The sequence below is a fragment of the Atopobium sp. oral taxon 199 str. F0494 genome, from assembly GCF_000411555.1.
Lineage (GTDB): Bacteria > Actinomycetota > Coriobacteriia > Coriobacteriales > Atopobiaceae > Lancefieldella.
Genome location: NZ_KE150486.1, coordinates 299,028 through 321,667, shown reverse-complemented (window position 1 = coordinate 321,667; position 22,640 = coordinate 299,028). Strand labels below are relative to the sequence as shown.

The following is a 22,640-nucleotide window of genomic DNA, read 5'->3' as shown; positions in this document are numbered from 1 at the left end:
TACTTTTGCTGGATGGTATACTTCAGCGGACATCAGATTCTTTTGATTATGTTGATATTCAGAGCCCCTCCAAAAGTTGGGAAACCTATGGAAAAACAAGCGCTTCTCGCCCAATGGCTACATGAACAAGAAATCGCTCATATCAAAGGATGGGATTTCTCTCACATTAGGAACAGATATAAAGAAGAGGATGATCTTCCATGGGACTTTGGAAGTATCATCAAATCCTATCTGCACGATACTGATTATCTATTAGATATGGAAACGGGCGGCGGAGAATTTCTTTTGTCTTTTTTCGCCAATCCTGAACATACTGCAGCAATCGAAGGTTATGCACCAAACATCAAACTATGTGAAGAAAGACTTCTTCCTTTAGGGATAGATTTTAAGGCAGCTGACGGAGGAGATGAGCTTCCGTTTGAAGATGATTACTTCGATCTTGTTACCAACAGGCACGGTAAATACAACATACAAGAACTAAAAAGAATTCTTAAAAGTGGAGGTATGTTTCTTACGCAACAAGTTGGCGCTGAGAATGACAGAGACCTTGTAGAGCTTCTACTAGGCAATGTCGAGCTTCCCTTTCCTAAAGCTTATTTGAGTATTGCCAGACAAGAATTCATAGACAATGGATTTGACATTATTGAGGAAGCTGAAGCCTATAGGCCGATAGAATTTTATGACGTAGGTGCTCTCGTTTGGTTTGCAAGAATCATTGACTGGGAATTCCCTGATTTTGAAGTTGAGAAATATCAAGATAATCTCTTCAGGGTGCAGGAGATTCTTGAGAAAGACGGTGTGATTAAGGGAAGGATTCATCGGTATTATTTTGTAGCCAGAAAGAAGTAATATACCAGGCAACCTCGAATTTACGGAGACAGCTATAGATTTTTCGGAGATAGATATGAGAATCGAACACATTGCATTGTACGTAAATGATTTGGAAAGCGCTCAACAATTCTTTGTGAAGTACTTCGGGGCAACATCCAATAATGGCTACCATAACCCTCGAACGGACTTTCGTTCATATTTCCTCTCTTTTGATGATGGCACCCGGCTCGAAATTATGAACAAGCCGGGAATGCCTGACTTGCCAAAGGAGCTCAGCCGCACGGGATACGCGCATATCGCTTTCAGCACAGGCAGCAAAGAAAAAGTGGATGCTCTGACCGCAAGGTTAAAAGCGGACGGCTACAAAGTCATCAGTGGGCCAAGAACAACCGGCGATGGCTACTATGAAAGTTGCGTCGTCGCCATTGAACAGAATCAAATTGAGATTACTGTTTGAGCGCCGCAAACGGGCTTCTCGAATAGGTCTCTCTCCTAAGCACGCAATTCAGGTAATAAATCCTTGAGCATAGCTGAAAAGTACCTTTTTACCTCGCGTGGCATTAAATGTGGCCCAAATAAGCAACCAATCTCCAGCATTGCAGACGTGACATTCATTGCTTCCTGCCCAGCTTCCTTTCAAGGCTGCATGCAATGTCTACGCCTTAACTGATCTAATGCCTCGGGTGTATTCTCAGCAATAAGGTCTATCACCACTCTCAGAGGACAATCATCAATATGTTTTCTATCAAGGCGTTTTATGTCACGTTTAAACGAGGTGGTAAATTCAATCTTCAGCTGACCCATGGCTATGCTCGTATTGTCGTAAGCAAATCATCAGCATTGCCATAGGACAGGCCCGTACCACCTCTGGCAATGATGTCCTCTGTCTCCCGAATCGCTTCAAGACTTTCTTCATTTGGCTCTTCATTACCAAGGTCAAGCGGAATACGATGCGTGCGACCCATCTGCTTCCAAAAAGCACGTCTTACAGACGAGAGGTCAAAGCTATTATCTTAAAAATGACTGAATTCTTCCCCGGATGCAGACTTGTTTTTGATACGGTCGGGACTTTGGGCTACAAGCTTATGATGAGAGTAGTTCTGAAAAGACACGGGATGAGTGATTTTGGCAATCTGTTTTATACCAACAATGCCGTGCAGGAGCTCTCCACGTGGTCAGATAAAATCACTGTTTCATCTAAAGGATATATGCTTGGCTACTACTCTTTGAATTCCCCGGGTATAAGAGGCATCCACCGCCTCCTAGCACACATGACCGATAAGATAATGCGTATGCAAATCGTTAAGGTTGAGGCAGCCTGACCTTACCGATTGGCTTGACCTTGCAGCCGGTTTGACTCACCGGTTAATCTGACCTTGCCGGTTGACTTGACCCGCTTCAATCAACCGCAGCTACCTACCCAAGGTTCTTCTCGTAAAGGTGAGCAACCTGGTCGCCAATGTCCTCATACCAAACCGGTCGCTCTTCCACAAAGCAAAAGCCGCTTTTGATGTAGAGTTTCTCGGCCGGAACATTGCCCTTCAAGACGTCAAGCTGAACAGACTTGAACCCGTGCTTTTTACCATATTCAAACATGTAGTTCATCATGTTCCTTGAAACCTGTCGACCGCGAAAATCCGGATGGATGGCAAACAGATGTATCGTCAGCACTTCATGGTCAGGGCACTTAATCTTCCAGTCCACGTCACGATACATCGGATCGGCAGACTCCTCCAACACCACCGCCGACACTACCCTACCGTCAATCCTGCATGTATGGATCTCCGACTTCTCCAAATTTTTCTTCAAATCGTCTTCAGTAGGGTAAATGCCGTAGTGCCAATCGGCGCCATATTCGTCATCCGCTTGCTTTTCGCATACCTCTTTGTAGAACTCGCATACCTCAGCAAAATCCGAGGCACTCGCTACACGATAGTCTTCCATGACCTACTCCGCATCTGTATCTTGCTCGTTTCTTCTCTCTCAATATAACAGGCCCTTGCGATAAAATAATACTCAGTCAATCTCGCATTAAGATGTGCAAAGGACGTCCATGACAATTCAAGAGGAACTTTTTGCGCTCCAAGATACGGAATACGCGGCATTTCAGAGCAAGCTTACGCCCACCGTGCCGAGCGAATCAATTATCGGCGTACGCGTCCCTCAGCTCAGGAAGCTGGCTAAGAGGCTTTCCAAAACCAAAGAGGCTCAAAAGTTCCTTCTCGCCCTCCCTCATAACTACTACGACGAGAACATGCTGCACAGCCTGCTTATCTCCGAGATTAAAGACTTTGACACCTGTGTTTTGGCAACTGATGCGTTTCTCCCCTTTGTCGATAACTGGGCCGTCTGCGACATTTTGTCACCTCGGGTATTCAAGAAAACCCGCGCGCGACTGACGTCCGAGATTCTGCGATGGACAGCTTCCATTCACACATATACCTGCAGGTTTGGCATAGAGATGCTCATGACGCACTTTCTGGACGATGACTTCGAACCCAAATACCTAGAGATTCCCTCGCAGATTCACTCAGACGAATACTACGTCAACATGATGGTCGCCTGGTTTTTTGCCACCGCCTTGGTAAAGCAGTGGGACTTCACGATACCTTACCTTGAAACTGAGAAGTTGGATACGTGGACGCACAATAAAACAATCCAAAAGGCTCGCGAAAGCTACCGCATCACCAAAGAGCAGAAGCTTTACCTCAAGAGCCTGAAGCGATAATCCCCTCACCTCGCCTTGCGTCTTCCCGGCTCGCCTCTTCCTGTCTCTTTTTCTTTCCGCGAGAGCGCTTTCGGTGCGATTCCAAAAAAGTGCGTGAGTTGTGATATGAAAACTCCTAAAAAAGGCATCAGTTGTGATAAATCCCCTAAAAATGCCATGAGTTGTGAAGTATTTTTATCACAACTGTGGCACTTTTTTGGAATCTGGTCGAAGATGCACCAAAAGCCACGGCGGGAGCTGCGCTTGAAGCCGTACTCGGGTCCACACCTGATGCCGCAGCAGGAGCCGTACCAAAGCCGCACCTAGTCCCATGCCAAAAGGTTAGCCTAAGCAAACTTATACGCAGGTAAACACGCATATGAAAGGCATTGCGCTGGACGAGAAAAACGTGTAAAAACTTTATGTACAAGTGTAATTTGCCTTGCGACAATGTACGTTACACTTGAGTCAGCAATTTCCCGAGTAAGGGGCTTGGGAATCAGTGAGAGGATAGTACCATGAAGGCAACAGTATCTGAAGATTGCATCGGTTGCGGTCTTTGCGAGGGCACCTGCCCGGAGGTCTTTGCTATCGGCGATGACGGCCTGGCACACGCTATCGAGGAAGAGGTTCCCGAAGCTGCAGAAGACGCCGCGCAGGAGGCTTGCGACGGCTGCCCCGTTACCGCTATTGAGCTTGACTAACTAGCTAGAGCTGATAATCGGTTACTATGTGAGAGTCGCTTCGGCGGCTCTCTTTTATTGTCTTAAATGCCAAAATATCAAAGGAATGCCATGATTCTCGCATCGCAGTCTCCCCGACGCCTTGAACTCATCGAATCGCTGGGCATCACGCCCCAGGTCATGCCTGCCGATATTGACGAATCTCGCAAATCCGGCGAAGCTCCCCTCGCCCTGGTCAAGCGTCTTGCGCAGGAAAAGGCCGTGGCAGTCTGCCGACACCTGATGAACAATTCTCACGCTGCCGAGAAGAACAACGAGATTGTCATTGCTGCTGACACTATCGTATGGACCGAAAACGAAACGGTTTTTGGCAAGCCGCATGACGCCGAAGACGCAAAGCGTATGCTGCGGATGCTTTCCGGCAAGACGCACTTTGTTTCCACCGGTGTAGCCCTGCGGCGCTTTAAAGCCTTTGCGTCGCCCTCACCTGACGGCTCGCCGTCTGTCATCGCCGTCGCGTTTGTGCAGACTACTAAGGTAACCTTCTATGAGCTTTCAGAAGATGAGATTACGGCGTACGTAGCGTCCGGAGAATCGTCAGATAAGGCAGGCGCCTATGGTATCCAAGGACGCGGACGCTTTTTAGTGCAGGCCATCAGCGGAGACTACGAAAACGTCGTCGGCCTTCCCGTAGCACTTCTCGCCCGCGAACTAGTGAAGTTTACCGGCAACCACGACTATCTCGAACATGCACTCGAAGGCTCAGCTTAAAGGCTTAATTAAACTTCACGACCTTCTGCGCAATGTGATAGCCACCGAGCGTCACAAAACGGCCGATACGCCCCGGCAGATTACACGCTGTCCCCACGAGTCCATGGCGGGCGTGGCGATACATCCGCCCATCATACGCGCGCAATTCGTCCCACAGCTTCTCAAGCTGATCCATGGCGTCGTCGCGATCGGACATCTTTGAAAATACGGAGCAGATAGCCATGATAATGGTGAAATAGCTCATCATATACGTGCGCAAACGGGGCGACTTCACGTCGTCGTAGATGTGATAGGCGTGCATCATCACCCGAGATACGCGCCAGTAATGATCCACGCGACCGGTCAGAACTTTCTCATTGACCGACTGATCATCTCGGCCGATAAAATAGCGATACAGGTCAACATCCACATAGTAGATGGTCTCGACCTTGGGAAAGGGCACGTACGCGTACACATTGTCAACGTAGAAAGTATGTGGCGGCATCTCAATGCCGGCCGACCGCAGCACGTCAACGCGATATGTCAGAGCATGCATCAACAGATACTGCGATAGTTTGAAGTGTCCTATGTCATCCCAGCCGATAACACGGCCGGTTGGAACGGCATCGCGATAATCCACAAAATTTTGCGTGTTGTCCTCAACGTGCTCGTACACGTAATTAGAAAGCACCAGGTCAACGGGCTTCTCGCCCGAACGCGATGGAGCGTCGACAAATTCGCGGAGCTTGTTCAAAAAGACCTTGAGAGCCTCACCGTCCACCCAATCGTCAGAGTCGATGTTTTTGAAATAGACTCCATCAGCGTAGGCGACCGCCTTCATAACGGCAATACCATGGCCACCGTTCTCCTGATGAACCGCCTTGATGATATTCGGGTAACGCACCGCCCACTCATCGGCCTTGGCGGGCGTATTGTCCTTCATCGAGCCATCGTCAACGATAACAATCTGAACGTCATCGGCATATTCCGACCCCTCAAGGATTGACTCGATGCAGTGGTCCATGTACTCGGCGGAGTTGTAACACGGTATACCAAACGTAATGGTCTTTTTCATGAAAAGAACGCTCCTTTAGGACAGATTTTATCGCTACACACATTGCTAACCGGTAAGTAGTGAGTGTGGCCCAAAAAGACCACACCCACTACATTGGCAAATCTATGATTGATTAGCAATGAGTTCATCGGAAAGCTCAAGGGCAGAAGCGACAACACCATCCATGTCGTAATAGCGATACTCTGCCAAACGTCCCGCCGGGTGGAAGTTCAACACGCCCGCAACACGGTCGCGGTACTTGCAATACAGCTCCTGGTTTTCGGGCTCAAGGATGGCATAGTAGGGCGTCTGACCGCTCTCGGGCACATAGGCCTGCGGGTACTCGCGCATGATGGTAGTCTTGCCGGGAACAACCTGGCCCGTCATGTTCTTGAATTCGGTAATGCGGGTGAAGTCCTCGCTCACGGTATAGTTCACCGTGCCAACGGGCTGGAACTGATCTTGGTCGAGCGTCTCAAACTGCATGTCAAGCGTGCGGTACGGCAGCGCGCCAAGGTCAAGCCCAAAGAGCTCATCGAGCGGGCCGGTGTAGACGACCTCTCCGACATACGGCTTTCCACAAACGACCACGCTTGATTCACTGACGTCCATAATGTCGCGCACGTCAACATCGAGAAAGACGTCAATCAGGTCGTGGTCCAGCATATTCTCAAAGAGCTTGGTATACCCTTCGGCCGGCATGCCCTGATGCGTCGCTGTAGGAAAATAGCGGTCATCATCGCCGACAAAAACAGGGACGCGGCCGGTAATGGACTTGTCTATCTGGTCGGGTGTCTTCCCCCACTGCTTCATGGTGTAATGCAGAAAGACGTTCTCATACACGTAGTCAGCAATCTCTTCCAGCTCGGAGTCATTCTGCTCACGCAATTCCATGATGGGCACCTTGACGTTCTCGCCAAAGGTGGATACGAGCTTTTGGTAGAGCTTCTCGCCACGCTCTTCGCCAAAGGCAAGCTTGAGCGAGGTGTGGTTGAACGGCACCGGCATAAGCTGACCATGGATATTCGCACGAACTTTGTGCTGGTAGCCGGTCCACTCAGTGAAGCGCGAGAGAAACTCGTGCACGCGGTCATTGACCGTGTGGTAAATGTGCGGACCGTATTCGTGGATCAAAACGCCCGCCTCGTCAATCCGGTCGTACGCGTTTCCGGCGATATGCCCGCGGCGCTCAATAATCGCGACTTTGGAATTGCAAGTCTCAGCCATGCGTCGCGCCACAACAGAGCCGGCGTATCCGGCGCCGACCACCATAACGTCGTAGGCATCGGAATTGAAACCGGCAGGAAGACCGTGCGTAATAGCCATGTAAACCTCCACGAAGCGATTCTTTTAGCGAGAAGCGCCTCCCGTTGACAGTATTTCTCGCTCTCAATTTTATCACGCACTCCTATAATGAGGTTTGTATGGCGTTAATTACCTTTTTGATAGGAGTTCTTTTCATGGGCAAGTTTCTTGAACAGATGAAAACGGCAGCTAAGGCAGACAAAAAGACTATCGTGCTTCCTGAAGGCGAAGACCCCCGCACCATTGCGGCGGCCAAAACCATCATTGCCGAAGATCTGGCAAACCTCGTGATTCTTGGCAACCCTGATGAGATTGATGTTCCCGGCGCAACCGTCATTTGCCCCGCTACCGATGAGCGCCATGAAGCCTATGCGCAAAAGTTCGCTGAGCTCCGCGCCCGCAAAGGCGTCACCATTGAGCAGGCTCGCGAGACCATGAACAACAACACCTATTTTGCCACCATGATGGTGAAGATGGGAGACGCTGATGGACTTGTATCCGGCGCGTGCCACTCTACCGCAGACACCCTCCGACCGGCGCTTCAGATTATCAAGACCGCTCCGGGCACCAAGCTTGTTTCCGCCTTCTTTATCATGAGCACCGATAAGCCCCAGTTTGGCGAAGACGGCACGCTCCTCTTTGCCGACTGCGGCCTCAACATTAACCCTAACGCCGATGAGCTTTCCGAAATTGCCCTAGCATCCGCGCAGTCTTGGCGCGCGTTCATGAGTCAAGACCCGCGTGTGGCTATGCTCTCCTACTCCACCATGGGCTCTGCCGGCGGCGAAACTGCCGAGAAAGTCCAGGAGGCAACAAAGCTCGCCAATGAAAAAGACCCTGATCTCGCACTTGACGGCGACCTTCAGCTTGACGCGGCAATCGTTCCCGAAGTGGCGCGGCTCAAAGCTCCTTATTCCATGGTTGCCGGCCACGCAAACATTCTGGTTTTCCCAACGCTTGAGGCGGGAAACATTGGCTACAAGCTTGTCCAGCGCTTCAGCGGCGCCGAGGCCTATGGTCCTTTGCTCCAGGGCATCGCTCGCCCGGTCAACGACCTTTCGCGCGGCTGCTCGGCCGACGACATTGTAGGCGTTGTCGCCATTACGGCCGTCCAGGCGCAAATGGCTGTTTCTGCCGAAAAGAGCGCGCAGTGAGTGAGCTTGTCACCATCTCTGACGATGTGCTGAGCGCTTCCATTGATTCTTTGGGAGCGCAGCTCATGAGCGTCAGCCTGAATGACGCGGAATATCTCTGGCAGGGAGACCCTGCATGGTGGCCTAGGCGCGCTCCCATTCTCTTCCCTATCGTTGGCGTATTGCGCGATGGGCGCGCTGAGTCCGCATCTGGTCCCGTACGGCTGTCTCGACACGGTATCGCTCGCTTGTACGAGCACAGCATCGTAGAGAAGACCGCAGAGTGCGTTACATTTGAGCTCACTGATTCCGCAGAAACAAGGTCTGCCTTTCCCTATCACTTTTCGCTTACTATGACGTTTGCGATTGAGAATGGCGTGCTCACGCAGCGCTATCTGGTGCGTAACACCGGCTCTGTCACTTTGCCGTTCGCCCTCGGCGGACATCCTGCTTTTAACGTTCCTGTTCCCGGAAACGATAACTCCGAACTCCCTGATTACGAGCTTGCCTTTACGCGTCCTTGGACTTCAGTGGGACCGTCCATTACGCCGGAAGGTCTCTGCGATTTTGACCGCTTGCAGCATCTGATACGCAACGCTGACTCGCTGCCGCTTTCCTGGAAGCTCTTTGAGCGCGAGCTGACCGTCACGCTGGAAGACGTGCCCGACCATCGCGTGGCGCTGCTTCCTTGCGGGGCCTCCCACGGCGAACATGGAGTCGAACTTACTTTTGAGGGCTTTGAGTATCTGGGCGTTTGGAGCGCAGGTCAGGGATGTCCCTTCGTAGCCATCGAGCCCTGGACAGGCGTTGCCACAGCGCTCGATGAAGACGATGTCTTTGAACACAAACGAGGCATGACGCTCTTAGAGCCAGGCGAAACGTTTACTCGCGCTTTTACCATCCGGCTGTTCTAGCTGGCATTCGTTCGATCTGGCGCTGCTAGCTGGTGCTCATTCAATCTGGCACTGTCAGTCAGATTGCACGCCTTGCCCTACAAACCGTGCGCCTTATACAGCTCAACAAACGAACCGGTCGTCTCATCTGTCAGCTGCACTACGCGTTCGACCTCTTCAGGCCATTCGTCTATACGAAGGCCCTTGAGATCGGAAAAGCGCGCACACGTGCCACAGCTGCTCGAAAGAAAACGAGGGACAGGCATGAGTTCCACCTCGACGTTCTTCTCGCGACAAAGCCTTCGAAAACTCATAGCTCCAAAATGCGAAAAAAATGTTACGAGATAGGTCATGCCTTCCCTTTCAAAACATGTAAATGCTGGCTATACAAACTAAACACCGGGTTTTATTTGGTAATATCCAGCGTCCATTCACCGTTATCTTCAGTAACGTTGACCGTATAGTCCTGGCTTTGTGCATAGCGGGTTACATTCTCGCGAGCGGCTACCGCGTCGACAATCATACGATAACTGTCAGCTTTACTGGCCATAGCCTGGCTTATCATAACAACCGGTTCCGGGCACGACAGCCCGCGTGCATCAAGAGTATCCATTATTGCTCCGTTTCAAAATCAAGTAGGCTTTAGACTTTTGAGGCTTAAGGCCTTTTAAGCCTTGGACTTGTTGAAGGTGTTCGCATAAGCGATAGCAACCGCCGCCGCGCAAACGGCACTCGAAAAAATACTCGGCATGCACTAAGGCTTGCCGAGTATTCGTGTACACGCTGTGTCTACAGACGTTCTCGTGTGTATAAGAGGCGCTACTGAGAGATACTACTTTCCTAAAGAGAGCGCTACTTCCCCAAAAAGAGGAGCTACTTCCCCAAAAGTTCCCGCACGTCCAGAGCAATCATATACTCCTCATTGGTCGGCGCCACAAGAACGCGAATCTTGGAGTCAGGAGCTGAGATGTCGCGGACCTCGTCAGAGCGAACCTTATTCTTCTCCTCGTCAATCTTAACGCCCATCCATGCGAGCTCTCGGGCGATACCCAGGCGCATCTCAGAAGAGTTCTCGCCAATGCCTGCGGAAAACGCCATGGTGTCAAAGCCGTGCATGGACTGAGCCATTTCCATAATGAGCTGAGAAGTGCGATAGTAGAACATGTCCAATGCCAGCTGACAGTTCTTATCGCCCGCATGCGCTCCGTCCTCAATATCGCGCGAATCCGAGTGACCGGAAAGCGCCAGAAGGCCGGACTGCTTGTTCATCATCGTATCGATCTCGTCAATGGAATAGCCGCCGACGCGCGAAAGATAGAAGACTGTCGCAGGATCAAGCGTACCACAGCGCGTGCCCATAATAAGGCCGTCAAGAGGCGTAAGCCCCATAGTGGTGTCTTTATCCTTGCCATCCTCAATAGCGGAAAGCGAGGCGCCAGATCCAAGATGGCAGCTGACCAGCTTATGCGTCTGACCACCGGTAAACTGATCTACCGCACGCCAGATATAGCGGTGAGAAGTACCGTGCGCGCCGTACTTACGGATGTGGAGTTTCTCAACCACATCACGCGGCAGCGCGTAGGTGTAGGCTTTTTCGGGCATGTTGTAGTGAAACGATGTATCGCAGACGACAACGTTTCCCACCTCAGGGAACATCTCGCGGCAAATCTCAATAACGTCAGCCTCAGCATAGTTGTGAAGCGGAGCCAAAGGCGCCACCTCGCGAACCCACCCGAGCGTTTCATCGGTAATGACAGCGGACTTGGGAAAATACCAGCCGCCCTGAACAACGCGGTGACCGATGCCGTCAATGGGCTGGTCAATAGTTTTCAGGATGTCAAAAACGTACTTGACAGCCGTCTTGTGGTCAGGAAGCGCCACTTCAAGCTTTTGCTTCTCGCCGCCCATTTCTTCATGACCCACGAATGAGCCGTCGATACCGATACGCTCGCAGTTTCCCTTTGCATACACTTCGCGCGTGTCGACGTTCAAGAGCTGATACTTGAGCGACGAGCTGCCGGCATTGATGACCAGTACGTTCATGTCTCTCCTTTTCTCAAAGGGCAAAGCGCGCCCCCGCAACTTACTCACCGCAAGACATCATACTCCCCTAACGCTTTGCGGTCGTTTAACTTTTTTAGTTTAGACGCAACCATCGAGCAATCCGAAACCTGCGAAGCGAAAAACACCCCAGATTCTCCCCCACGCCTTAGACGTCCTTCTGCGCCCTAGAGCTCTTCTTCTCCAAAGGTCGCGTTAAGAGGCCGGCCTCCCAGAATGTGGAAATGCAGGTGCATGACGGATTGACCGCCCTCTTTACCCGTATTGGTGATGACGCGAAAACCGGAATCGCGAATACCGGTTGTATCAACTACCGTCTTGATTGCTTCGGCCACAGAAGCAAGCGTCTGAGCAGGAACATTATCAAGGATATCCCGATGATGCGCTTTAGGAACAACTAACACATGCACAGGTGCAAGCGGACTGGCGTCTCGAAACGCTACGACATGTTCATCTTCATAGAGAAACTCGGTCGGAATCTCGCCGTTGGCAAGCTTACAAAAGATGCAATCAGACATTCGGCTCTCCTCTGCCTTCAAACGCGCTTAATACCATGTATTCGTCACAACATAGGCCGTAGAAGGCTTATTCGTCAACATAGGCCGTAGAAGGTGCGGCTGTAGTATCGGAGATTGCAGAGCCAGCCTCAGAAGCGTCCAGAAGAACCTTAACCTTTTGCTCCGCGGTATCCAGGCGATTGCGCAAATCCTTTACCAGCTCAACGCCACGCGTATACAACGCGAGCGATTCCTCAAGTTCAAGATCGGTTCCTTCCAGCTGACGAACAATCTGCTCCAGCTCAATGGAAGCATCCTTGAACGTAAGTTCGTCTTGTTTTTTCTCTGTCATATCTGTCTCCTCTCGGCGCAATGCTCGCGCCTTTTTACCTTATTCTGCAACTTCTGTCACACGCGCCGCAAGCGAGCCTTCGGCAAGGCGCACCTCTATGGTTTGGCCCGCCTGAACGTCACGCGACCGCTTGAGAACATGTCCGCAGCTATCAACGGCAAGCGCGTAGCCGCGTCCCAAGACTTTCAGAGGCGAAAGCGCCTCGAGCTTGCCCGCCATAACGCCAAGCTGCCCTTCATACGGAACAAGCAGCTTTGTACCTGCTGTCTGCAGGCGCTCGGATGCATGCCCCAGCGTCTGTTTCTTTCTTTCCAACGCCAGCGGAAGCGCGTCATGCAGTCGCTGCTCCGTCTGAAGCAGATCGGTCCGACGCGAAACAAACAGATACATCGGATCGGAAAGACACTTCCGCTCAGCCAAAGCCTCAAAACGAATCCGCCACTGCCGAAGGTTGTTTTGTACAGCAAGGTCCGCGCGGCGAGAAGCACCATCTGTCACCTGGGCATATTCAGAAAGAATCGCCTCCATAGCTCCCGCAAGCCGGGATACGCGATCGTTGAAGGCCATCTGAAGCTCACTGATGGACGGCGCCACCGACTCAGCCGCGGCCGTTGGCGTTGACGTACGCCGGTCTGACACTATATCCACAATAGTGACATCGGGCTCATGGCCGATGCCGCTAATGACGGGTACCGGCGACGCGGCGACTGCGCGGGCGACTGACTCATCGTTAAAGCACATGAGATCTTCAAACGATCCGCCGCCTCGAACAAGCAGTATGGCGTCAGGGTTTGTGGATGCCGCAACACCAAGAGCGCGAACAATGGTTGCGGGTGCATGCTCGCCTTGTACGGCGGTGCCCGTCACCTCAATCTCAACGAGAGGATTGCGCCGCGCAAGCGTACGTTTAACATCCTCTATAACGCTGCCGGAAAGAGATGTCACCACGCCAATGCGTGTACAAAAGCGAGGGATAGAACGCTTGTGGTCCTCATCCATCAGTCCTTCTCGCTCAAGCTTCTTTGCAAGCTCGGCGACTTTTTGCCGCAAATCTCCCTCACCAGCAACGGTAAGAGACGTTGCTACAAAGGAAAGCTTGCCGGAGCCCTTGTAGACGTCATAGCGACCAGTAACCTGCACTTTCATGCCATCGCGAAGCTTAACGCCGCTGGCAAGATAGATGCCCTTCCATACGATAGCCGCCATGCTGGCGCTTGCGTCTTTAAGGTCAAAGTAACAGTGGCCGCTGCGAGCGTTTGGACCCCTGAAGCCGCTTACCTCTCCCACTACCGTCAACAGCGGAATGGTAGCGATACTTTCTTTGATGACGATAATAGCTTCGGAAACGGAAAGCGGCTCAGGCTCTTTTCTTTCCTTAACGGAGGCGTCCGGTACAGTCCAAGTCATATTAATCCCTGCTACGGCTATTTGAAATCAGATAGAGCAGCTGAATTGCGGACACGAGCGCAGCAGCCACATAGGTCAGAGCGGCAGCTACCAGCACTTGTCGAGCGCCATTCTTATTGAACGTCGAAGGAACATGGGCGCCCAAATAGGCAAGACCGCGCCTTGACGCGTCAATCTCAACCGGCAGCGTCACAATTTGGAAGAGCACAGTTGCGGCATACAGCAAAATAGCTATCTGCGTCGCGCCGGCAATCCTAAACCATACGCCGGCGATAAAAACGTAGATCCACGCTGCCGAGGCGAGGTTGACTACAGGAACCAGCGCAGAGCGCAAGCGGGCAGGCCAAAAGCCGCGCGCCGTCTGCACCGCGTGTCCGGCCTCGTGACAGGCAACCGCGATAGACGCTACCGAGCTTTCTTCAAAGTTTGCATCGGAGAGATGCAAGACGTTGCTGCGCGGGTCATAATTGTCCGTAAGATTGCCCTCGATGCGCTCAATGCCAACGTTTTTTGCGCCCTCGTCGTCAAGCATACGCCGCGCCACATCGGCGCCCGTGCCCTGTATGCCAGAGGAAACTCGCGACCATTTCTTATACATGCTGTGGATGTACAGCTGAGCTAAGCCGCCAAGCGCCAAAGACCCCAGCACAAGCACCCAATAAAACATGTCCGAACCACCGTAGTAATACATCACTCTCCAATCATTCGATTGAAAGAAGTGTACCCTTTGTACCGGACAACAATCAGATTACCGCTCGCGAGTGCGTCCCCGGGACGCCGTCTGCGAGCGCGCCTCCTCAGAGAGCCTCCTATGGGTGTATCTCCCCGGGAGCACCGTCTGCGAGCGTATCTCCCTTAGAGAAGCTCCACGCGACCATTTTTGACGGTAAGGCCCACTTCACCTGCAAGCAGACCGAGAAGCTCTTTGCCAACCACTTCAAACCGCCAGCCGCCCGCAAGCTTCGCGTCCTCTTTTTGCGCCAAGAGATCCGCCAGATCTCCCTTATTGGCAATCAGCTGAGGGGCTATCCCCTCTTTTTCGGCCACAATCTTGACCAGCGCGTACATGAGGTCGATAACACCCTCAGCTCCCATGGCGGGACGGGTGTGGTGCTCAATGGCCGGACAGAGCTCTGCAGGAAGCTCTTTTCCCCTTCTGATAGCATGCAAAAGCTTACTCACAGACTCTTGCGAGAGAGATTCCGTCCCACGGATCTTATGGAGCTTCTCGGGCGTACCCGGCACGCGGCGGCACAGTTCCACCAACACCTCATCGGAGAGGATCCATTTGCGCGGGACGTTGCGCCGGGCGGCAAGGGCTTCTCGCCACGCACATACCTCCCTTGCTATAGCCATCTGTCTTCTGGTCAACGAACTTGACCGTTTGAGATGCAGATAGGCCTCGCGCGGGTCGCGCCTGAAGTGCTCAATGACGGTGTAGTCGTTCATCTCGGGCATAAGCCATCCCAGGCGGTCCGTCTTAACGAGACGGTCGTACATTTGACGGTAGATATCCGGCAGATACCGAACGTCATCCTCGGCATAGGTGAGCTGTTCGGGATCGAGGGGCCGCCGCGACCAATCCGTCAGAGATTCCGCCTTAGCCAGGTGAACACCGGTATAACGCTCAACCACAGAGGCGTAACTCGCCTGTTGGCGCATGCCTAAAAACGCCGCTGCGAGCTGCGTGTCAAAAACCGGCGCGCAGGCGCAATTCATACCCTCAAGGAGCACCTCAAGATCCTGTGAACAGGCATGGATAACCTTTATGATGGCTTCATCTTCGAGAAGTGCCTTGAGCGGAGAGAGATTGTTGATGCGTAGAGGGTCTATCGCCGCAATCTCCTCTCCAGTTGAAACCTGTACAAGGCACAGCTGCGGATAATAGGTTTTCTCGCGGAGAAACTCCGTGTCAACAGCGAGCACACGCGCATGCGCGGCTCGGGCACAAAACGAAGCAAGTTCTTCTTGCGTAGATATATACAAAGCATCCCATTCGACGACAGTTACGCTACCATCAGATATAGCAGACATGACAAACACGACAGACATGCCGGACACGATAGACATGACAGACGTGCCGGACATGCCGCTTTTAATGATACCCAATATACGTGTCAGCCCTAAGGAGTCTTATGCGTTCCCTTATCATCCATAATCCACAATCCGGATTCGGCTCCGACGCCGTATATGAGTTCGAGCGAGCGCTGCTTGAGGGTGGCGATGAATGCGTTATGCGCATCATGGATGATTCCTGGATACCTCAGCAAGCCGTCTTTGATGCGGAATCATTTGATCGTATCATCATTTCAGGCGGCGATGGAACAGTTGCCCATCTGATGTATGCGCTTCGCGGAAGCAGCGTTCCCGTATGCGTCTTTCCTTCCGGCACGGCAAACCTGATTTGCGCAAGCATCGGCAACGCTCACGAGCCAGCCGCTCTCGCGCTTGCGGTCAGGCGTGGACACACAACGAAGCTTGACCTTGGCGAAATTTCATGGATCTCCGAGACCGGCGTCGCTCACACGCACGGCATCGCCCTCATGGCGGGCAGCGGCCTTGACGCCCAGCTTATGCGTACTGCTATCCCGCACAAAAAGATCTTCGGAGAGGCAGCCTACTTCACCGCTGCCCTTTCCAATCTCACTCCAGATGTTCAGACATTCACAATCACCGTTGACGGCATCACGTATGAGCGCCAAGGAATCGCCTGCCTGATAGCAAACAGCGCCAAGTTCCAGGCGGATATTGAGCTTCTTCCGGGAGTTCGTATGGACGACGGACTCCTCAGCGTCATCGTTCTTGAAACCAAGATGACAGCTGAGTTGGTGAAGCCTCTCTTTACCGGCATTTTTGATCGCAGCGGAAAAACGCTGGGGCGTCCCCATATCGAGGGCTTTCACGGGCGAGAAATCCACATTGAGATATCCTCGCCAATTCCCGTTGAAGTCGACGGAGAGGTCTTTCCCGACGAGGCTCGCGCACTTGACGCACGGGTGCTGCCAAAGGCGTGTACAGTCATTGTTGACTCCATGAGTCCGTACGCGCAGCAATAAACTCAGGCGCTGAGCTCCTCTCAACGTGGCACCGTGTTATCGCACGGCAAGCGTACCGCTGTAGCGCTGTAGCGCCGTGTCACCACACAGCGGCCGTGACGCCGCGGCGCGATTCTTACGCGTAGCATAGTTTTTACAAGGACAGCGATTCTTACAATATTGTCATATAACGGCAAAAAACGTTGACGCAGCGCCTCTTTTCTCGCTACTCTTTTATGCGTCAGAACAGCACATGGCAAAGGGATGTCTTGGTAGAGATTGCCGAAATACGCGAGAAGTTCGATGAGCTTGCACGCCCGACCCTGCAGTCGGGACGCCTGTATCAGCTGGCGGCTTTTGTGCAGCACGGCACCACCACCACGCTCGACCACGTCATTGCCGTCGCGTATACCAGCCTGTTTACAGCGCTTTCAAGCGGAATACAGGTCAGCGAGGGCGAGCTGGTGCGCGGAGCTCTGCTTCACGACTACTACCTCTACGACTGGCATGATTGCAAGGCCGCTCCCGACAAATGGCATGGATTCACCCATCCCCGCCACGCGCTCAATAACGCCCGAGCGGATTTTCCCGATCTGTCTCCTCTTGAACAAGACATTATCCTGCATCACATGTTTCCGCTGGTTCCCATTCCGCCACGCAGCAAAGAAGCGTGGATTGTCTCGGCCTGTGACAAACTGTGTTCGTCAGCCGAAACGATGTTTGGCAACCCCTACGCAAAAGGTGGTCGCTAATGGAGTCGATTATCGCTGCTTTTTCGGGTCTTCTCGCCGTTGATCTTGGGTGGGGCATCTTAAGGCAGATGATCCCCCAGGTTATCCTCATGTTTGCCATCATTTCGGTGGGAGGCTGGATATACGAAACCGCTTATTGCTCCTTGGTCGAGCACGGCTTTTCGCGCCGCGGCTTCCTCTTTGGCCCTAGCTGTCCTATCTACGGCGTCGGCGCGGTGTCCGTCTGGATCACGCTTGGAAGTCTCGACAATCCCGTGCTCGTCTTTGTTCTAGGTGGCCTCATGGCGACCATTCTGGAGTATTCCACAGGCCTTATCCTGGAGCGGCGCTTTCATCGTACGTGGTGGGACTACTCGATGTTTCGCTATAACATCAAAGGTCGCGTCTGCCCACAGGCCTCGCTTGTGTTTGGAGCGTTTTCCGTGGTGACAGTCTTTTTTATCGCGCCGGGACTGCTGTCCTTGTTCTCGCTGGTTCCGATTGATACGCTAAACATTCTGGCAGGCATTGTCGGACTTGCCTACTTTATCGATACCGCGGCGAGCCTGATCTACCTCACGCCCGCCGGCTCCGCGCGAACGGCTCTTCTCGCCCAAGAGATTCGCACGCATATTCGCTCTCGCATGTAACAATTCGCATTGGAGTTCCATGTATACCCTTGAAAGCCGTGTCCGCTACAGTGAGTGTAACGAAACGGGCACGTTGTCGCTTGTCAGCGCTATGAACTACCTTCAGGACTGCTCGTCATTTCACTCCGAAAGCATCGACCGCGGCTTTGATGTGTTGGCTCACGAAGGCCTGGCGTGGGTTCTCGCCGCGTGGCAGATAGAAATAACCCGACTTCCCCGCTTTGGCGAGAAAATCACCGTTGGCACATGGGCGTACGATCTGAGCGGACTTTCGGCATCACGCTGCTTTGTTATACGCGACCATACGGGCGCTCCTGTGTTGCGCGCTGAGTCCACGTGGTACATGATTGATACCGTCGCCGGCAAAGTTACCCGCATTCCCCAAAGCGAACAGGCCTACCTGGACGGAACGCCCCGCCTTGCAATGCCACCGATGCCCAAGCGTATTTCTCTGAAGGGCTCGGCGCAGAGCGCCCCGCACATACTCGTCACGCAGCAACATCTCGACACCAACCGGCATGTCAATAATGCCCAGTACGTCATGATGGCGCTCGACGCTTTAGGCGAGACCGGCCAGACTTACTGTGGGCTGCATCGCATCATCGTGCAGTACCGCCGCCAGGCTCACCTTGATGACAGCATCACGCCTCGCATTTTCCGTGATGAAGCAGGTATCAGCGTTTCCCTTGACGACACAGCCGGCAAAGCATATGCGATAGTTCGTCTGGAGGACAAATAATGACCGAGAAGAACAACGCGTCCGGCAGGCCCGCCACATCTGCTAAACACGCCAAACCCGTTACATCCACCACATCCGCCAAACCTACCACGTCTGGCACATCCGCCAAACCTACTAAACCAACCGCTTCTGCCACATCCGCCAAACCTGCCAAACACGTTGTCGCCGCCATCATCTACCGCGACAATACCATTCTGGCCGCATGCCGCTCTGAAGACCAGGATCAAGGCGGTCTTTGGGAGTTTGCCGGCGGAAAGATTGAGGCCGGCGAGTCACCTGAAACTGCTCTGCGTCGTGAGATTCGTGAAGAACTTGGCGCTGAGCTGCAGCTTATTCTTCCTTATGACACGGTCGACTATAACTATCCCGAGTTTCATCTTTGCATGGAAGTTTTCATTTGCACCCTGGCGCCTGGCGAAGAGCCGCGCAAGCTCATCCACTCAGAGCTTCGCTGGCTTTCTCCAAGCGAGCTTCTCGATGTCGCATGGCTTCCGGCCGACAGGGATCTCGTCATGACACTCGGCACCCTTTGGGATGACATTTTTGAGAGTCAGCATCTGTAATCGAGTACTATGGAAGATGGTACTTTGAGGTTTTTCGGTTGAAATTCTTCGATTGAGATTCTCCGGTTGAGATTTTCTGGTTAAGGTTCTTCTCGCCACACGCGAGAAACGAAAGGGTAGTGTATGAGCAAAGCTGACGACATTTTTATCACAATGTGCTCGGATATCATTGAGCACGGCACCACCACTGAAGGAGAGAAGGTTCGCCCGCATTGGGAGGACGGGACTCCGGCGTATACGATTAAGAAATTTGGCGTCTGCAACCGCTATGACCTGCGTGAAGAGTTTCCCGCTTTGACGCTCAGGCGTACCGCCCTCAAGAGTGCTATGGACGAAATTCTCTGGATCTACCAGAAGAAATCCAACAATGTTCATGACCTGAACTCTCACATTTGGGACGCGTGGGCGGACGAGACAGGCTCTATTGGCAAAGCATACGGTTATCAGGTGGGTCAGATATCTCACTATGCTGATGGCGATTTTGACCAGATGGATCGGGTGTTGCGCGATCTCCGCGAAAATCCGTTCAGCCGACGCATCATGACCAACCTGTACACGTTCGCGGATCTTTCTGAGATGAATCTCTATCCGTGCGCGTTCAACGCCATCTACAATGTCACGCAGGAATCGGGCGCCGAAAAGCCTACGCTAAACCTGCTGCTGGTACAGCGCAGCCAGGATATTCTCGCTGCCAACAACTGGAACGTCTGTCAGTACGCTATCTTGCTCATGATGGTGGCGCAAGTCAGCGGGATGCAGGCCGGCGAGCTGGTGCATATGATTTCCGACGCTCATATCTACGACCGCCACGTTGATATCGTTAAAGAATTGATTTCTCGCCCGACCTTTGACGCGCCAAAGGTCAGCCTGAACCCTAACGTTACCAGTTTCTACGACTTCACCACTGATGATCTTATTGTCGAGGATTATCAGCACGGGCCGCAGGTCAAAAACATTCCGATTGCTGTTTAGCGGCGCTGCACGTTCTTGCGGCTTAGCGGTGCTGCACGTTCTTGCGGCTCAGCGGCGCTGCACGTTCCTAGAGAATTTCTTGGAGAATTACATGAATGCGATTGTTTCCGTAACGCACAATTGGGGCATTGGGTGCGATGGAGATTTGCTCATCCCCAATAAAGCGGACATGAAGTACTTTGTTGAGCACACCCGTGGATGCACGGTCATCATGGGGCGGCGCACCTTTGAGAGTTTTCCCGGCGGGCCTTTGAAAGGGCGGCGCAACATCGTCATCACCCGAGATTTGTCTTGGACGCACGACGGCGTTGAGGTCGTCTCATCCCCTGCGGCGGCGCTGTCTCTTGTCGCCTCAGAGCCAAGCGAGAAGGTCTGGCTTATCGGGGGCGCCTCTGTGTATCGGGCGATGCTTCCCAACTGCACATTCGCTTTTGTAACGAAACACGACATTGAGGTTCCTGCTGACTCATACTTTCCCGATTTGGACACCGACCCGGCGTGGCGTGTTGTTGCTATCGAGAAGGGCGGCGTGACTCCCAAAGGTGTGGCTTTCGAATTTGTCACATACGAGCAGGTGAAGTAACCGGGGCAAGTGTCTACAAACCCCGCCAAAATGGAGTTTTAAAGTAGATTTCTAAAATGAAATTTTAATACTGAGCGTCGCGAGGTCTTCTCGCCATCACATCAAACTTGAAATTTTATCATCTATATCCTGCAGTTTTTTCCGACGATACCGTCAACGGTCAGATACTCGTCAAACACAGGTCAGACATCTGTCAAGCATCTGCCAGATACAGGTCAAATTATCGCAAGGTTCATCAGGAATAATCTTCCTTACGTTTTAGAACTTTACGTAAGGAGGATACATGTCTCTCGTTATTTCTCATTATTCTGCGCTTGAAATCTTGCGATCTGCTAATTCCCCAGTTATACCCGAGCATTATTCAAGTGCTAGTCTCTCCTCGCGCCTTCCCTCTCACGCAGAAAGAAAAGAGCTTTGGATTGAGGTGGCTCATACCTATGAATGCAAGTTACGCCCACCGATTTCAATTCTTATGAGCAGTTCTTCGCCAACATACCATCCCAAAGGAATCTATATACACAGGTCGAGAGAATCCTTTAACAGCAAATGTTTCCTGCATCTATTCAAAGACATTTATTGCACCTCGCCTCTCTACTTGCCCTTTCAGATGAGTTCAATCCTATCTGAAATCGAGTTAACCCTGCTCATCTGTGAATTGCTCGGCACGTACTCATACAGGAGCACCGGCGTCTTGCTGTCCAAAAAGGAGCCCTTGATTACAAAAGAACAGCTGCGGGAATTTCTTGAAACAATGAAAGGTAAGCGTTGCTACAGAAAGGTGCATAATGCCTTTCTGTACGCCTGCGAAATGTCGGCATCGCCAATGGAATCGAAACTATATCTGCGATTCACATATCCCTGGCGCAAAGGCGGATATAACCTTAAGAACATCCTCCTGAACCCCGAAATCTACTTAAAACAGTTGGACGCTACAAACAATAAAGTTAGGGTCAGAAAACCAGATCTTCTTGTGTCTAATCCGCTCTTGCACAATGACTCACAACACCCTGTTAAAGCGGTAGCCATTGAATACAATGGAGATTATCATGACAGCCTGGAACAACAGCACCTCGATTGCATACGGTATAACGAGCTTTTGTCTCATGGAATAAAAGATTATGCGATTGATCGATTTACCTTCAAAAGCGTTGACTTGTTTGACAATCTTTACGAAGCAATACGAAAAGACCTGCAACTCCCCTGCTCTCATCTCACGAAGAGTGACAAACAAAAGTACCGCACTCGTCGCCTTAATTTGGTCAAATCCCTTATAGCATGCGATTGCCTCTTTATGCCACGAGAGCTCCATCCAACGGCTCGCTCAAATGAGCTCTACTCCACATGAGCCCCATCCCAGCGAGTCTTACTTCGCATAGGATTCAACCCGGAGAATCTTACCTCGCATGAGCCTCATCCCGGCGAGCTCGATTCCAAAAAAGTGCATGAGTTGTGATATGAAAACTCCTAAAAAAGGCATCAGTTGTGATAAATCCCCTAAAAATGTTATGAGTTGTGAAGTATTTTTATCACAACTGTGGCACTTTTTTGGAATCGGGGGCTGGAATGGAGCTGTCCTGAAGAATTTTGCCTGAGCAGCTGCCCAAACGAAACACGACACGGCACCTAAACGCAAAACGGCTGCCTGCGAGCTTGCAGACAGCCGTTGACGTGCGGTTTCAATGATCGCGACACAC

At 52.1% G+C, this 22,640-nt stretch carries 27 protein-coding genes; 15 read left to right on the top strand and 12 right to left on the bottom strand.

What is annotated here, in order from left to right:
• Positions 1–87 precede the first annotated feature (87 nt).
• Together HMPREF1527_RS01385 and HMPREF1527_RS01380 are read left to right on the top strand one after the other, a co-directional pair.
• Complete coding sequence (locus tag HMPREF1527_RS01385; protein ID WP_016476914.1) at positions 88–849, top strand: class I SAM-dependent methyltransferase; 762 nt, start codon at positions 88–90, stop codon at positions 847–849.
• Positions 850–904: 55 nt separating this feature from the next.
• Entirely contained in the window at positions 905–1,288 is a 384-nt protein-coding gene (locus HMPREF1527_RS01380; RefSeq protein WP_016476913.1) for a VOC family protein, read from the top strand.
• 349 nt (positions 1,289–1,637) lie between these two features.
• Here HMPREF1527_RS01380 and HMPREF1527_RS07760 read toward each other — a convergent pair whose 3' ends face one another.
• Positions 1,638–1,796, bottom strand: coding sequence for a hypothetical protein (locus HMPREF1527_RS07760; protein ID WP_016476911.1), 159 nt, complete (start codon positions 1,794–1,796; stop codon positions 1,638–1,640).
• A gap of 451 nt (positions 1,797–2,247) precedes the next feature.
• Entirely contained in the window at positions 2,248–2,775 is a 528-nt protein-coding gene (locus tag HMPREF1527_RS01365; RefSeq protein ID WP_016476909.1) for a GNAT family N-acetyltransferase, read from the bottom strand.
• Between the two features lie 109 nt (positions 2,776–2,884).
• Here HMPREF1527_RS01365 and HMPREF1527_RS01360 point away from each other — a divergent pair, with 109 nt between their 5' ends.
• The 3 genes from HMPREF1527_RS01360 (at position 2,885) to HMPREF1527_RS01350 (ending at position 4,992) form a co-directional block, all read left to right on the top strand.
• On the top strand, positions 2,885–3,559 hold the full coding sequence (locus HMPREF1527_RS01360; RefSeq protein ID WP_016476908.1) for a DNA alkylation repair protein: 675 nt from the start codon (positions 2,885–2,887) through the stop codon (positions 3,557–3,559).
• A gap of 497 nt (positions 3,560–4,056) precedes the next feature.
• Positions 4,057–4,242 carry a ferredoxin gene (locus tag HMPREF1527_RS01355; RefSeq protein ID WP_003148440.1) on the top strand — a complete coding sequence of 62 codons (186 nt, stop codon included), beginning with the start codon at positions 4,057–4,059 and terminating at the stop codon, positions 4,240–4,242.
• Positions 4,243–4,332: 90 nt separating this feature from the next.
• Positions 4,333–4,992: a nucleoside triphosphate pyrophosphatase gene (locus HMPREF1527_RS01350; protein ID WP_016476907.1), complete on the top strand. Its 660-nt coding sequence runs from the start codon at positions 4,333–4,335 to the stop codon at positions 4,990–4,992.
• 4 nt (positions 4,993–4,996) lie between these two features.
• Here the strand turns inward: HMPREF1527_RS01350 and HMPREF1527_RS01345 are convergent, their stop codons facing one another.
• Together HMPREF1527_RS01345 and glf are read right to left on the bottom strand one after the other, a co-directional pair.
• A complete protein-coding gene (locus HMPREF1527_RS01345; protein WP_016476906.1) occupies positions 4,997–6,046 on the bottom strand; it encodes a glycosyltransferase family 2 protein in 1,050 nt (349 codons plus the stop codon).
• Between the two features lie 102 nt (positions 6,047–6,148).
• Complete coding sequence (gene glf / locus HMPREF1527_RS01340; protein WP_016476905.1) at positions 6,149–7,351, bottom strand: UDP-galactopyranose mutase; 1,203 nt, start codon at positions 7,349–7,351, stop codon at positions 6,149–6,151.
• Positions 7,352–7,485: 134 nt separating this feature from the next.
• On the opposite strand from glf, the gene pta reads away from it, so the two are divergent.
• Positions 7,486–8,484 carry a phosphate acetyltransferase gene (gene pta, locus HMPREF1527_RS01335; RefSeq protein ID WP_016476904.1) on the top strand — a complete coding sequence of 333 codons (999 nt, stop codon included), beginning with the start codon at positions 7,486–7,488 and terminating at the stop codon, positions 8,482–8,484.
• Entirely contained in the window at positions 8,481–9,377 is an 897-nt protein-coding gene (locus HMPREF1527_RS01330) for an aldose 1-epimerase family protein (protein WP_016476903.1), read from the top strand. The genes pta and HMPREF1527_RS01330 overlap by 4 nt, the downstream gene beginning before the upstream one ends.
• A gap of 77 nt (positions 9,378–9,454) precedes the next feature.
• Here the strand turns inward: HMPREF1527_RS01330 and HMPREF1527_RS01325 are convergent, their stop codons facing one another.
• The 8 genes from HMPREF1527_RS01325 to rnd form a co-directional block, all read right to left on the bottom strand.
• On the bottom strand, positions 9,455–9,709 hold the full coding sequence (locus HMPREF1527_RS01325) for a DUF3343 domain-containing protein (protein WP_016476902.1): 255 nt from the start codon (positions 9,707–9,709) through the stop codon (positions 9,455–9,457).
• 53 nt (positions 9,710–9,762) lie between these two features.
• Complete coding sequence (locus tag HMPREF1527_RS01320; protein WP_016476901.1) at positions 9,763–9,969, bottom strand: sulfurtransferase TusA family protein; 207 nt, start codon at positions 9,967–9,969, stop codon at positions 9,763–9,765.
• A gap of 260 nt (positions 9,970–10,229) precedes the next feature.
• Positions 10,230–11,399 carry an acetate/propionate family kinase gene (locus HMPREF1527_RS01315; protein WP_016476900.1) on the bottom strand — a complete coding sequence of 390 codons (1,170 nt, stop codon included), beginning with the start codon at positions 11,397–11,399 and terminating at the stop codon, positions 10,230–10,232.
• A 185-nt stretch (positions 11,400–11,584) separates the two neighbouring features.
• Positions 11,585–11,935: a histidine triad nucleotide-binding protein gene (locus tag HMPREF1527_RS01310; protein ID WP_016476899.1), complete on the bottom strand. Its 351-nt coding sequence runs from the start codon at positions 11,933–11,935 to the stop codon at positions 11,585–11,587.
• Positions 11,936–12,002: 67 nt separating this feature from the next.
• Positions 12,003–12,266, bottom strand: a complete 264-nt coding sequence (gene xseB, locus HMPREF1527_RS01305) for an exodeoxyribonuclease VII small subunit (RefSeq protein ID WP_016476898.1) — start codon at positions 12,264–12,266, stop codon at positions 12,003–12,005.
• 39 nt (positions 12,267–12,305) lie between these two features.
• Entirely contained in the window at positions 12,306–13,673 is a 1,368-nt protein-coding gene (gene xseA, locus HMPREF1527_RS01300; protein ID WP_016476897.1) for an exodeoxyribonuclease VII large subunit, read from the bottom strand.
• Position 13,674: 1 nt separating this feature from the next.
• A complete protein-coding gene (locus HMPREF1527_RS01295; protein ID WP_016476896.1) occupies positions 13,675–14,364 on the bottom strand; it encodes a zinc metallopeptidase in 690 nt (229 codons plus the stop codon).
• A gap of 164 nt (positions 14,365–14,528) precedes the next feature.
• A complete protein-coding gene (gene rnd, locus HMPREF1527_RS01290; RefSeq protein WP_035433804.1) occupies positions 14,529–15,659 on the bottom strand; it encodes a ribonuclease D in 1,131 nt (376 codons plus the stop codon).
• 149 nt (positions 15,660–15,808) lie between these two features.
• Here rnd and HMPREF1527_RS01285 point away from each other — a divergent pair, with 149 nt between their 5' ends.
• The 8 genes from HMPREF1527_RS01285 to HMPREF1527_RS01250 all read left to right on the top strand — a co-directional run bounded on the left by HMPREF1527_RS01285 (position 15,809) and on the right by HMPREF1527_RS01250 (position 22,291).
• Positions 15,809–16,729: a diacylglycerol kinase family protein gene (locus HMPREF1527_RS01285; RefSeq protein ID WP_016476894.1), complete on the top strand. Its 921-nt coding sequence runs from the start codon at positions 15,809–15,811 to the stop codon at positions 16,727–16,729.
• A 248-nt stretch (positions 16,730–16,977) separates the two neighbouring features.
• Complete coding sequence (locus HMPREF1527_RS01280) at positions 16,978–17,460, top strand: HD domain-containing protein (RefSeq protein WP_016476893.1); 483 nt, start codon at positions 16,978–16,980, stop codon at positions 17,458–17,460.
• Complete coding sequence (locus HMPREF1527_RS01275; protein WP_016476892.1) at positions 17,460–18,089, top strand: putative ABC transporter permease; 630 nt, start codon at positions 17,460–17,462, stop codon at positions 18,087–18,089. The genes HMPREF1527_RS01280 and HMPREF1527_RS01275 overlap by 1 nt, the downstream gene beginning before the upstream one ends.
• A 19-nt stretch (positions 18,090–18,108) precedes the next feature.
• Positions 18,109–18,828, top strand: coding sequence for an acyl-[acyl-carrier-protein] thioesterase (locus tag HMPREF1527_RS01270; protein WP_016476891.1), 720 nt, complete (start codon positions 18,109–18,111; stop codon positions 18,826–18,828).
• Complete coding sequence (locus HMPREF1527_RS01265; RefSeq protein WP_016476890.1) at positions 18,828–19,391, top strand: (deoxy)nucleoside triphosphate pyrophosphohydrolase; 564 nt, start codon at positions 18,828–18,830, stop codon at positions 19,389–19,391. Before HMPREF1527_RS01270 ends, HMPREF1527_RS01265 begins: the two co-directional genes overlap by 1 nt.
• Before the next feature lie 123 nt (positions 19,392–19,514).
• Entirely contained in the window at positions 19,515–20,363 is an 849-nt protein-coding gene (gene thyA / locus HMPREF1527_RS01260) for a thymidylate synthase (protein WP_016476889.1), read from the top strand.
• Positions 20,364–20,454: 91 nt separating this feature from the next.
• Positions 20,455–20,946 carry a dihydrofolate reductase gene (locus HMPREF1527_RS01255; protein ID WP_016476888.1) on the top strand — a complete coding sequence of 164 codons (492 nt, stop codon included), beginning with the start codon at positions 20,455–20,457 and terminating at the stop codon, positions 20,944–20,946.
• Between the two features lie 283 nt (positions 20,947–21,229).
• On the top strand, positions 21,230–22,291 hold the full coding sequence (locus HMPREF1527_RS01250; protein WP_016476887.1) for a hypothetical protein: 1,062 nt from the start codon (positions 21,230–21,232) through the stop codon (positions 22,289–22,291).
• Positions 22,292–22,640 lie beyond the last annotated feature (349 nt).

Coding starts and splice junctions, on each gene's coding strand:
- HMPREF1527_RS01385 (WP_016476914.1), top strand. CDS start 88: ATGGAAAAACAAGCGCTTCTCGCCCAATGGCTACATGAACAAGAAATC.
- HMPREF1527_RS01380 (WP_016476913.1), top strand. CDS start 905: ATGAGAATCGAACACATTGCATTGTACGTAAATGATTTGGAAAGCGCT.
- HMPREF1527_RS07760 (WP_016476911.1), bottom strand. CDS start 1,796: ATGGGTCGCACGCATCGTATTCCGCTTGACCTTGGTAATGAAGAGCCA.
- HMPREF1527_RS01365 (WP_016476909.1), bottom strand. CDS start 2,775: ATGGAAGACTATCGTGTAGCGAGTGCCTCGGATTTTGCTGAGGTATGC.
- HMPREF1527_RS01360 (WP_016476908.1), top strand. CDS start 2,885: ATGACAATTCAAGAGGAACTTTTTGCGCTCCAAGATACGGAATACGCG.
- HMPREF1527_RS01355 (WP_003148440.1), top strand. CDS start 4,057: ATGAAGGCAACAGTATCTGAAGATTGCATCGGTTGCGGTCTTTGCGAG.
- HMPREF1527_RS01350 (WP_016476907.1), top strand. CDS start 4,333: ATGATTCTCGCATCGCAGTCTCCCCGACGCCTTGAACTCATCGAATCG.
- HMPREF1527_RS01345 (WP_016476906.1), bottom strand. CDS start 6,046: ATGAAAAAGACCATTACGTTTGGTATACCGTGTTACAACTCCGCCGAG.
- glf (WP_016476905.1), bottom strand. CDS start 7,351: ATGGCTATTACGCACGGTCTTCCTGCCGGTTTCAATTCCGATGCCTAC.
- pta (WP_016476904.1), top strand. CDS start 7,486: ATGGGCAAGTTTCTTGAACAGATGAAAACGGCAGCTAAGGCAGACAAA.
- HMPREF1527_RS01325 (WP_016476902.1), bottom strand. CDS start 9,709: ATGACCTATCTCGTAACATTTTTTTCGCATTTTGGAGCTATGAGTTTT.
- HMPREF1527_RS01320 (WP_016476901.1), bottom strand. CDS start 9,969: ATGGATACTCTTGATGCACGCGGGCTGTCGTGCCCGGAACCGGTTGTT.
- HMPREF1527_RS01315 (WP_016476900.1), bottom strand. CDS start 11,399: ATGAACGTACTGGTCATCAATGCCGGCAGCTCGTCGCTCAAGTATCAG.
- HMPREF1527_RS01310 (WP_016476899.1), bottom strand. CDS start 11,935: ATGTCTGATTGCATCTTTTGTAAGCTTGCCAACGGCGAGATTCCGACC.
- xseB (WP_016476898.1), bottom strand. CDS start 12,266: ATGACAGAGAAAAAACAAGACGAACTTACGTTCAAGGATGCTTCCATT.
- xseA (WP_016476897.1), bottom strand. CDS start 13,673: ATGACTTGGACTGTACCGGACGCCTCCGTTAAGGAAAGAAAAGAGCCT.
- HMPREF1527_RS01295 (WP_016476896.1), bottom strand. CDS start 14,364: ATGTATTACTACGGTGGTTCGGACATGTTTTATTGGGTGCTTGTGCTG.
- HMPREF1527_RS01285 (WP_016476894.1), top strand. CDS start 15,809: ATGCGTTCCCTTATCATCCATAATCCACAATCCGGATTCGGCTCCGAC.
- HMPREF1527_RS01275 (WP_016476892.1), top strand. CDS start 17,460: ATGGAGTCGATTATCGCTGCTTTTTCGGGTCTTCTCGCCGTTGATCTT.
- HMPREF1527_RS01270 (WP_016476891.1), top strand. CDS start 18,109: ATGTATACCCTTGAAAGCCGTGTCCGCTACAGTGAGTGTAACGAAACG.
- HMPREF1527_RS01265 (WP_016476890.1), top strand. CDS start 18,828: ATGACCGAGAAGAACAACGCGTCCGGCAGGCCCGCCACATCTGCTAAA.
- thyA (WP_016476889.1), top strand. CDS start 19,515: ATGAGCAAAGCTGACGACATTTTTATCACAATGTGCTCGGATATCATT.
- HMPREF1527_RS01255 (WP_016476888.1), top strand. CDS start 20,455: ATGAATGCGATTGTTTCCGTAACGCACAATTGGGGCATTGGGTGCGAT.
- HMPREF1527_RS01250 (WP_016476887.1), top strand. CDS start 21,230: ATGTCTCTCGTTATTTCTCATTATTCTGCGCTTGAAATCTTGCGATCT.